Source organism: Salinivirga sp. (genome assembly GCF_035268865.1).
GTDB lineage: Bacteria > Bacteroidota > Bacteroidia > Bacteroidales > Salinivirgaceae > Salinivirga.
Genome location: NZ_DATFKB010000113.1, coordinates 1 through 11515, shown reverse-complemented (window position 1 = coordinate 11515; position 11515 = coordinate 1). Strand labels below are relative to the sequence as shown.

Genomic DNA, 11515 nt, shown 5'->3' with positions numbered 1-11515 from the left:
CGGAAAAAACAATGGTGGTTATTGGGATGTTCCCGGATATCCAAAAGACATAAAAAAAGGCTCGAATATCCAGGTTTACAATTTCGACAATAATCACGACAGAACATTCTCCATGCACTTTAAATCCTCTGATGGATATTACGAGATAAAAATTGGAAATACCAGAAACTCCAGAATCGACATTCAGGGAGCGAACACCAAAAACGGGACAAGCGTAAAAACCTGGACACGCAACCATCAGGATAATCAAAAGTTTCTTTTCGAGCACCAGGGAAATGGTCGTTTTAAAATTTTCGATAAAAACAGCGGAAAAGTCATCTGCCTGGCAGGAAGAAGCAGCAAGAACCGCTCAAACGTGCACATTTGGGACAACCATAACGGTCCGTGGATGGAGTGGTACCTCATTGATGCGCAAACCAGAAGGGCTTTTAATCCCCGGGCAAATGGCAATAAAATTCCCCAACCCAGGGGTAACGTAAACGTGCCTGAGGGCTATAACGTACAAAATGTTGAGGTTAAATTTTTCCTGAATAAATACGCAAAATCTCCGCTAACCACAAAGCCTGATGCCAATGGGAACTTCAGTTTTCCAAACGCACAAATAGACGATAACGATTATGTTGCAGTAGTGCTGGCAGATATCGACGGGCTTGTTTCCGATCATCACCAATATCATAAATCAGATAACCGGAGGAATGTTGCACTGAACCTAACCAGGCCACCTCAAAAAACAAAATTATTTGATAGTAAGCACCGCGGGAACATTCCCTATCGTACAACTTCTAAGTATTACACAAATACAAAAGGTGAAGTAAATAAAGAATTCGACTTCTTTTTTCGCAACTTAAACCGGAACACAGCTCAAAAACAGCAATTACGTGAGTTAATTGGGGTATCGGGAGCAGAAGCAACAAGCAGCCGGGAAATATATGAGATTACCAGAAAAACCTGGGAGTTTTACAAGAACAATACGAAATCCGTTTTTAGAAAACACGGAGCCTTAACCCAAACAGTTAAAAAGGTATTTGATGAAAGCATCAACAGAACAAGGCCTAATGGTCCGGTTAGCTACTGGACAACCATTGAGCAATTTATAAATCTTTACAATAAATACGATTTTATCCCGGTAGGTAACTGCTCATCGGCAGCTTTGGCTTTTTCGGCCATGCTCCGCACAGCCGGTGTACCCGCAAACAAGATGGCTGTTGAACGTTTTCACTACGATTTTTATCGCGACCACTGGGCTGTTATTGTTGAAATGAACGATGTATGGTACTGGTTCGATCCCACGTTATCGCACCATAACTTTCCCGGCTACGAGAACCTTAGTTGCATCCCAACATCACGGACAGGATTTAATTATCATATGCCATTCGAGGTTATTCTTGTACCCGGAAGCAAACTAAACTATGTGCCCTATTGTGGAGAGGAAGGTGTTAACAACCAGATAGAAAAACCTGCACCTGTTGATCCAAAAGAGGAAGCCAAAGAGAAATTGAAAAAGCTGTTTTAAACATGCAGATTTTTGCCAAAACCCTAAATATTGTCCGTCAGAAAACTCCATTTTCTGCGTTAGCCTCACTCAAAACCGCATCATTTACACCAGTAAAATCAACGGTTTTGAGTTTCGGAAGCTTTGGAAATGGAGTTTATTCATTAGATACCCCGACTCTATGGACAGACTCTAAACATGGTTTGCCAATTTTTTCATTCTGTAAAAATTTGACAACCTAATTTATGTATATTTTTGTATAAACGAATAACTCCATAATTATGAAAAAAACCGGTCTAATTCTTTGTATGTTTTTGCTTGCCTTAGTAAATACCGTTGAAGCGCGAAAGGCAACAGAAAAGCCATCCAATAAAGAAATCAACAATCAGTCAGAAATAAATTACAACAAAAATAATGGCTGCCGGAATGCTGCCGGACATGCTCAAAATTTTCAGAAACCAGCAGCTCCATTTTCAGACCACATTTTGAACCTGGCTGCAAACGAAGAGCTTGTTTATGGTAAAATTGGATTAAATGATAATGGCAGTGTGAAGTACACGTTCGCCATGACACGCAAACCCAACCAATCAAAACAGATTTACAAAAGGGAGATGAGAATGCCTTATGGTGCGCAACCTCTTTTAAGGGGCGGTCAAATGCGGGTTGACAATAATCCCAAAGATTACGATATGTACGACTATTTCGTAGTATTAAACGGAAACAAAATGGGTCCATACGATCGGATTTATGATATACACCAGGATGATGGCGATATTGACAACTGGATAACCCCCGATGGAAAGCATATCAGTTTTGCCGGAGTGAAAGGTCAAAAGTATTATCCTATTTTCGGCAATAACGACATTGGCATAACTTTTTGGAGTGTTGTACAGGCACCCGCTTATGATCCCACATCATCGAATACCACTTTTGCCATGGAATGGAGGCCGGGAGACGCCCGTTTAATTGAAAAAGGCAGAATCAAACTGCGTGGCTGGAAAGTAATAAAAGACATCAGATACGCATATAATAACGATGACCTACTCTTTGTTGGCGCGAAAGATGATAAGAGAAAGAAATACATTTACCTGAACCATGAATCAATTGACGGGCCCTTTAACCTGGTTAATCAAATCGGCTTTTTGCCCGGTACAAATAAACCTTACTTCAATGCCTGGGAAAACGTAATTATTAATAATGCGAGCAAGGCAAAACATAGCGTACTTATTGATGATAAAAAGTTCGATTTTACTATTGATCAACAAGTTGGTAATCTTAAAATTGCAGCTCCCTGGGTGTGTTTTACCGTATCTGAAAAAAACAAAAACTACACTGGAAACGACAGGTACAAAAAGAAATCTGTGGAAATATGGAAGTATAATTACCGTTCCGGGGAGCTGGTTAAACATGGAAAATACGCATACCGCGCTTCGATTCATGAAACCGGAGATCAACTTTATTTCACAACATACGATACCGACGGGAGCTCACTCCTTGTTAATTTTAATGGTAAAATCCTCGAGCGGGTCACTCCTGAAGAGAGGGGCAAAGGCGGTGCTGCACTCAGACTCAGCCCCAACGGAGATTACTACACATTTTACAGGAAAAACTATAATCAGCCCTACACCTTAAAAAAGAATGGAGAAATATTTAAGATTGATGGTGTAGATAAGATTATGGGCATAGAAACCCTAAAGTTCAGCCCTAAAACAGGCAAGTTAAATCTTGTGGTTACAAAAGATCAATCGGTTGGTAGTGAAGACAGAACCGTAATAAACGGCGACTTCAGGTTCGACATCAAGGGTAGGGCCATGGGCGATTGGATGCACTTTGCCACGGAGAGCAACGATGTTTTTTTCAGAAAAGAGTTTAAACGTGAGGGTGAAAGGAATTTTACGGCACAGCTATACAAAAACGGCAAATTAGCTTGCGATTTGAGCTTTAAAAGCATCGTGGAGTTTACAATGTCGCCCGATGCCAGTCGCTACGCTGCTCTTGTTACCCTGGAAAAGCATGACGACTTTATGGGACAGTATTTTACAGAAAATCATTTTATGGACAATAAGCGCAAACTCCTTGTAGATGGTAAAATTGTGGAGGGCACATTTGGCGCTCCGGTATGGTCAAATAAAAAGAATAAGTTTTTAGTGCTCAAGCAGGAAGGCAACTCGATTCGCCTGGTTGAATTATAAACCTTCAGGATACCGGGGTTTGCAAGCACACTGGTATAACTGGAATTGATTCTATAAATTTAAAATAAAACATTAGTTGGACATTTAATAAGCTGTGGTTTTATTATTTTTAATGCTAAAAAATAAGAGAATAGCAATAATGATGCATTTGATTAGATATATAACTCTGGTTTTGCTGGTAAGCTGCAATTTACAGAATGGCGATAAAATAAATATTGATACTGCTCCTTCGGAGACGTCACTTTTTGGAAAAGGAATAATCTCCACGCCCCTTTATGAACGCGATTTTGCTATTTCGCCTGAAGGCGACGAAATTATATATACGCTGGGTGACTATACACAAAAACACAGGTTCCTGGTATGCATTAAAAAAGATACACAGGGTTGGGGTAAACGAAAATTAATGCCTTTCTCTGGCACTTATCAGGATATTGAGCCTTTTTTCTCAATGGATGGCAAAAAACTCTATTTTGCTTCTGACAGGCCAATGCCCGGAGATACCGCTGCCGGTGATTATAATATTTGGATGACTACACGCAATGGCAATAAATGGAGTGAGCCGCAGTCACTCGATACCATCATCAATGGCCCGGGTAATGAATTCTATCCGGCTGTAAGTAAAAAGGGTAATTTGTATTTTACGGCAACACGCAGTCATGGTGTGGGAGCAGAAGATATTTTTGTAAGTAAAAAGATCAAAGGCATTTACCAGCCACCTGTGCCGCTTGATAGTGCTGTCAACTCCAAAAACTATGAATATAATGCCTGGGTAAGTCCCGATGAAGACATTATTATTTTTGGTAGTTATGGCCGGGAAGATGGCCTGGGTGGAGGCGACATGTACATAAGTAAAAAAAGAAACGATGGAACATGGGAGCAGGCACAAAATATGGGAGCGGGAATTAATAGCACAGCTCTTGATTTTTGTCCTTTTGTCGATTTAAAACATGGTATTTTCTATTTTACAAGTACCCGCGCACCAGCGTTTCCAAGAAAAATTACTGAGGTAGATACGCTTGTGCTCAAAGCAAATGCCATTCAAAATGGCCTGGGTAATATTTATCACATTAATCAGGAAAAAGCCGGCATATAACTGTTTTATTCATACAGTAATCAAGTTTTTTTGCTTTCGTTGTTATACTGTTGTAGATTTATATCTATAACTAAACTGCTTTAATAATGCGTCTTTTTTGTTTAGCCCTGCTCTTTATTTTAATAAAAGGTTGCCATTTTGGAAATGCTGATGACATTAAAAATGGCAGTTCCAATAGCGTGGATATAGAATCATATCGTACAGATGCCATTCAATTGTACCAACAGGAGATCATCAATAATCCCAATCATCCCAACTACAGCGAGCCCATTTTAAACCATGAAGAGATTGACAGGGTTTTTGAGTTGATTAATGCCGTTTATGAACTTGATATTCCTGAGCGCGATACCGTTTTTACTGTATATGAAATTCATACGCGCTGTTGCATTATGATGAACGGTCTGAGTTTAAAAGTACAAACCGATGCGCCGGAAGTTCAAAATATGGTAAATGGAGTGACTCCTACAGGTAATGCACTGCTCGATAGCTTGCTGAACATTTATGCATTTGACTCGGTAAAATTAGCATATAGTTATCCTGAATTTCCCTGGCTGACCCTTTATACACAGGAAATCTGGAATATGATACCCATTGCACATGAATTTGAGCAAATTGATGCTGTGCTTTTGTCTGATTTGTATCCTGGCTGTGTTGGTGATGGGAATACAATTACAATGGAACGCAACAACGACTTTGCCAAACTCACATTTAGTATTGGCTGGGGTGATTGTCCCGCAGGTTGTATTAATCATCGCTATTGGGAGTTTAGAATTACAAATGGATTGGCCGAATTTGTTCAATCTTATGAAAACTAAATAGTCATAATGGAAAAATACAAAAAAATGCCCCTTGAGGCGTCAGATATCAAAACATTGAAATATCAATTCAGGCCTGGTATACTTTTTCCTTTGATGCTATTGGTCCCTGGTGTAGTTGTGGTACGCGTAATCAGCAATATGAATCCGGAACTATTACTGCTTACAGGTATTGATTTTACCTGGTTTCTTATGGTTGTTGTAATCGGGTTGGCTGCTTTAATGCACTTTACAATGACCAGAAACTATCGTGCCGACATTAAAAATAAAGTGAAAAATGTGGTTTTAAAACCCATACAAAGACTCGAGGAAAAAACCGATTTCGAAGCAGGTAGCGGAACGCTTTATGTCGGTCAGGAAATGAACGCGCATAAGGTTTTTTATGTAATTGTAGACAATGTTCGGCATCGCATTGATAAAGAGCTTTATAATATGCTTGAAACAGGGGGCGAAGTTGCTTTTCATTATGCTCCGGTGAGTAACTATTTGATTAAGATCGACCGGCCCGAATAATGGTTTACCTAAAATATGGAAGAACCTAAAATTGATTGTTATGAGCAACGATATTGATCACCTGCGAAAAAATATCCTGGATATCTCGCTTATTATTACAGCGTGTCTCGGTGCTGTTGCTTATCTGATTAGCCTTACCCGACTCATGAATAATGATTTATCGGTTACTTATTTCCTCGAATTTATGGTGATGCTTAGCCTTGGAACAGTAGCCATTTTTCGTAAGAAACTTTCAACCATATTCAAAGCATCGGTATTTTTACTGCTTGTTTTCTTTTTTTCGATGTACGATGCATTTTTCTACGGGGTTTTTTCTGCAGCAAGAATTTATATTGTACTCATTCCGTTTTTTTCATTTTTATACTTTTCCTTTTCCCGTGTTATTATTTTTCATAGCATTGTTCTAATTGGTTTTATTGCTATAGGTTATATGCATTATTCAGGTATTCAAAGCTTGCCAAAGGAATATCACCCCAATGATTATGTACTGAAGTTTTATCCATGGATTATTAATGCCATTCATATTACCATTGTGGCATTTATTATTTTGCTTATCATGCGTAAAATGCTCGGACGATATGAAAATTTGCTCCATGAGCTAAAGCAGTATAAAGACCATCTTGAAAGACTTGTAAGTAAACGTACAGAAGAGCTTGAAACAACAAACGAAGAACTCAAATCAGCCAATGAGGAACTTTTTGAGCAACGTGAAGAACTACAGGATACCCTCGAATCGCTTAAGGGAGCTCAGAATCAACTTGTACAATCAGAAAAGATGGCCTCGCTGGGTATTCTTACTGCAGGGGTAGCACATGAAATCAACAACCCGGTGAATTTTATATACAGTGGCACAAACGCAGTTGAGGATTATATTAAAGAGAGATTTCCTGATCATATGCCCCATCTGAACCCGTATTTCGATGCTATCAATACCGGTGTCGATCGAACTGTAAATATTGTCAAAAGCCTTGGTCGCTACACAAGAAGTGAAGAGTTACCCTGGAATAATTTCGATTTGCATGAAGTTTTGGATGATTGCCTGACAATGCTATATAATAAGTACAAAAACCGCATAAAAATACATCGGAAATACAGCGAACAGGATCTTACTATTTTGGGTAATGAAGGGCAAATTCACCAGGTGTTTCTTAATATATTGGTCAATGCCATAGACGCCTGTTTTAATGAAGGCAATATAAACATACACACACGTAAAACTACAGGTGAAATCGAAATAAGAATTAAGGATGATGGGGAAGGTATCAAGCCTGGTGATTTGAAGCATATTTTCGATCCTTTTTTTACCACAAAAGATCCTGGCAAAGGAACTGGGCTTGGGCTTTCTATATCTCAAAAAATTGTGAATGATCATGGAGGTAACATTGAATGTGAATCACAATTGCAGAATGGCACTGCCTTTTTGATAAGATTGCCTCTTGATCATAAAGCTGAGTAATGATTTTTAAAAGACCTTTATAAATGAATTAAGTCCATAAACACACTATTTTTTTTTGTACCTTGGTGTTGTTCTTTTATCATCTGCATATGGGTAATGTTTTTAGCCAAATCAGCAAGTTCGGAACAAAAGCTGTTGTTAATGAATATGAGCGTAGAAATGTCACATTGATGAACTGGATCAATCTGATCCTTTTCAGTACTCTATTCAGTATATTTATCATCGAGCTGATTTTATTTTTTGTAGATAAAAATCAGATGTCTTATGGTAGCTATCGGACAATCCTAATCTTTGGCATCGCCCTGGTAAATTTATTGCTCACACGTTTTAAACTGATTTTTATCAGTAAAATAAGTTTGATTTTTTTACCTGCTTTCATCTTTGGTTTTTTACCTGTTCTTTTTGGTCATATTTTAGATGAATTTTTTTTCTATGTCCCCCTTGGGCTGGTGGCTCTATCCTTAATTCCACATTTTATTTTGTCTTATAGGAAAGAGCGATTATTGTTCTTTATTTCCATGATTTATTACATGGTGGTGTTAGTTTTTGTTGATTTAGTAATGATTTGGGTTGATGAAAGTCAGGCAAGCATTATTCCCTTTATTATAGACAATCTATTTTTCTTAAAGCTTTCGCATATAGCCGTATTTGTTTTCTTCAACTTATCCATTTATTATCTCAGAATTCAAAACGTAAGATATGAGGATCAGTTGGAAAGAACCAATAATGAACTGAAGGAAAAATCCAACCGTATTAGAGAGCAAGCAGAAGAACTGGGAACTCAGAATGAAGAATTAAAAGAAAATCGTGAAGAGCTACAGACTCAAAATGAGGAGCTCATTTCTTACCAGGATGAGTTAACTGCAAATAATGAAATGTTGTCTAAAACATTTAATGAGTTAAAGGACGCTCAGGCCAAACTTATTGAATCAGAAAAAATGGCCTCACTTGGAATTTTAACGGCTGGTGTCGCTCACGAAATTAATAATCCGGTGAATTATATTTATAATGGAGTTCAGGCGATTGAGGAATTTATGGAAGAGTATCTTCAGGAAGAAAAACGACAATTGGAACCCTATTTTAATGCCATAAATACGGGTGTCGATAGAACTGTGAATATCGTTAAGAGTCTTGGACGATATTCGAGGCGAGAAGATCTAACCAAGACCAGGATTAATATAAACCAGGTTGTTGACGATTGCCTGACGATGCTCTACAATCAATATAAAAACAGAATTCAGATACATAAAACCTATGGTGAATATTTGCCGGATTTTCTGGCCAATCAAGGCCAAATTCATCAGGTTTTGCTCAATATTTTATTAAATGCAGTGCATGCTATTGAAGGAGGGGGCAACATACACATCGTTACGCAGGCAGAAAACAATAAAATTGAGATATCGATTAAAGATGATGGAAAAGGTATTAAAAAGAATGATCTAAAACATATTTTCGATCCGTTTTTTACAACAAAAGACCCCGGAGAAGGCACCGGTCTTGGACTTTCTATATCGCAAAAGATTGTTCATGAGCATGGTGGAGAAATATTATGCCAATCTGAAGTCAAAAAGGGAACAATGTTTGTAATTTACTTTCCCATCAAATGAATTGTATATGAACAATCAAAAACGCATTCTTTACGTCGATGATGAGCACATTAATCTGGTGTTGTTTCAAAATATGTTTAAAAAACACTATGGTGTAACCATTGCCGAATCAGGTATGAAAGCCCTTAATCTGTTGGAAGCAATGGAAACCCCTGATGTGGTAATTAGCGATATGCGTATGCCCGGAATGAATGGTCTGGAATTTATTGCTTCAGCTCGTGTAAAATATCCCATGATTGATTTCTATATATTAACAGGATATGAAATAACAGATGAAATTCAGGAGGCTTTAAATCAGGGGGTAATAAAGAAATACTTTCAGAAACCCTTTAAAATGAAAGAGGTTGATGCAGCCATTGCCGGTGCATAACATAAATTTCCTATCTATTAAACCTGGTTATAGTAATTTTAAGTAACTCTTCTGTTTATTCTTTTTTACACTGTCTATACTTTGTGCCTGTATATATAGCATTCTGTGTTATAAATTTTTATGCACCTCCTTTTCGTTAAATATTGGGTGTATTCGATGTTGAATTTTGATATTTCTTTCTTATATTGCATAAAAATGCGGTTAAAGCCGGTAAATTTATGTGCTATGTCAAAATCCAAGCTCAAAATCATCTTCACTATTGTTGCTATTTTAGTTCTGGGTACAATGTTGGTTTCCTGGATAAATTTCAGCCATACCACGCTTAATCATATGTTTGGTATGAATAAATCTGTAAATCCTGATGTGAAGGAAAAGTACCTTAATTACTGTGCTGGTTGTCATGGTGAGAATCTGCAACGTTTCGATCAACGGGAATGGATGACTAGCGGAAACGATCAAATTGCCTTTGAAAGTATAAAATTTGGTAAAGAAGAGGAAGGTATGCCTGCATTTAAAGAAACTTTTTCTGATGATGAAATTATGGCGCTGGCCAAATATATTCGCAAAGAAGTACCTAAGGACCATAAGAAATTAAAGCCTGCTTTTTTGGCTGATCAGGTAATAAAAACTAAGAAACAAAATTTTACCATTGATACAATAATAGCCGGACTGGATGTACCCTGGGGAATGGAATTTTTACCTAATGGCGATATGCTTATTTCAGAGCGTTCTGGTACCCTCTATCGGCTGCATGAGGGTGAGCTTACTGAAATGCAAGGATTGCCCGATATTCTTCCGAAAGGGCAGGGTGGGTTACTCGATTTGCGCCTGCATCCCGAATATGAATCTAACGGTTGGTTTTATTTCGCTTATTCCGAACCCTCCAATGAAGATCCCAAAGCTGGTAATACTGCTATAATGCGGGCACGCATAGAAGGCAATAAGCTTGTCGATCAGGAGAAAATATTTGATGGCAAACCCGATTCACGCAAGTCGTATCACTGGGGCTGCAAACTGCAATTCGATAAGGATGGTTATTTGTGGTTTGGGATTGGCGACCGTGGACGCCGCGAAGTAAACCCCCAAACACTCGAAAACCATAATGGTAAAATTCACCGAATACACGACGATGGACGCATTCCCAAAGATAATCCGTTTGTAGAAAACCCTGACGCCATGCCGTCTATTTATTCATATGGGCATCGCAATCCACAGGGAACGACCATGCATCCCGAGACAGGTGATATTTGGATTACGGAGCACGGTCCACGTGGTGGCGATGAGTTGAACCTTATTCGTCCGGGTGTAAACTACGGTTGGCCCGTAATCTCATACGGAATAAATTATGATGGCACCAAATTCACCGATATTACACATAAAGAAGGCATGGCACAGCCTATTATCCAGTGGACACCTTCTATTGCACCATGCGGAACGACCTTTGTTACCAGTGACCGGTACCCGGGCTGGAAAAACAATATTATGGTAGGTTCGTTACGCTTTAAGTACCTTGAACGGGTCGAGCTCGATGGCAATGAGGTGGTCGATCAGGAAAAATTGCTCGAAGGTATTGGCCGTGTGCGTAATGTAGAAGTGGGGCCTGATGGTTTCCTTTATGTGGCGGCAGAGAAACCCGGATTTATTGTGAAATTGTTGCCGGTGAATGAATGATTAAACGCTTTTTTCTCATTTTTTTCTTCTTTGTGCTGTTCGGCTTTACAAGCTACGGGCAGTACTTGCTCGAAGTGCGCGATAGCCACAGCAATGAGCCGTTGCAGGGAGTCTCGTTATCAGGTGTCATGAATTATGAGATTAGACCAAACGGCGTGTTGGAGATCACCAAAAATGCTTTGGAGGTTGTAGATAGCATAGTTGTCTTTCGGCATGGATATGATGCATATACCTTACATAAGCCATTCCCGGAATCCCCTGCCGTGGTGTACCTTAACAGACTTAGCCAAAATCTTGATGAGGTAA

General features: G+C 38.8%; 10 protein-coding genes. All 10 read left to right on the top strand.

All coding sequences use genetic code 11. From position 1 onward, the window contains the following. Positions 1–1513 (top strand): RICIN domain-containing protein (locus tag VJ937_RS07095; RefSeq protein WP_324066202.1); only part of this gene is annotated, 1513 nt, incomplete at its 5' end. A 260-nt stretch (positions 1514–1773) separates the two neighbouring features. Continuing rightward, complete coding sequence (locus VJ937_RS07090; protein WP_324066201.1) at positions 1774–3684, top strand: hypothetical protein; 1911 nt, start codon at positions 1774–1776, stop codon at positions 3682–3684. Positions 3685–3832: 148 nt separating this feature from the next. Further along, positions 3833–4777, top strand: a complete 945-nt coding sequence (locus VJ937_RS07085; RefSeq protein ID WP_324066200.1) for a hypothetical protein — start codon at positions 3833–3835, stop codon at positions 4775–4777. An 86-nt stretch (positions 4778–4863) separates the two neighbouring features. Beyond that, a complete protein-coding gene (locus tag VJ937_RS07080) occupies positions 4864–5592 on the top strand; it encodes a hypothetical protein (protein ID WP_324066199.1) in 729 nt (242 codons plus the stop codon). Between the two features lie 9 nt (positions 5593–5601). Further along, positions 5602–6105 (top strand): hypothetical protein, encoded by a 504-nt coding sequence (locus tag VJ937_RS07075; protein ID WP_324066198.1) that lies wholly within the window; start codon positions 5602–5604, stop codon positions 6103–6105. Between the two features lie 40 nt (positions 6106–6145). Further along, positions 6146–7561, top strand: coding sequence for a sensor histidine kinase (locus VJ937_RS07070; RefSeq protein ID WP_324066196.1), 1416 nt, complete (start codon positions 6146–6148; stop codon positions 7559–7561). An 89-nt stretch (positions 7562–7650) separates the two neighbouring features. After that, positions 7651–9168 (top strand): ATP-binding protein, encoded by a 1518-nt coding sequence (locus tag VJ937_RS07065; RefSeq protein ID WP_324066195.1) that lies wholly within the window; start codon positions 7651–7653, stop codon positions 9166–9168. Positions 9169–9175: 7 nt separating this feature from the next. After that, complete coding sequence (locus VJ937_RS07060; RefSeq protein WP_057951994.1) at positions 9176–9538, top strand: response regulator; 363 nt, start codon at positions 9176–9178, stop codon at positions 9536–9538. Between the two features lie 225 nt (positions 9539–9763). Beyond that, positions 9764–11209, top strand: coding sequence for a PQQ-dependent sugar dehydrogenase (locus VJ937_RS07055; RefSeq protein ID WP_324066194.1), 1446 nt, complete (start codon positions 9764–9766; stop codon positions 11207–11209). Between the two features lie 32 nt (positions 11210–11241). After that, the coding region (locus VJ937_RS07050; RefSeq protein WP_324066193.1) for a hypothetical protein at positions 11242–11515 on the top strand (274 nt) is incomplete at its 3' end.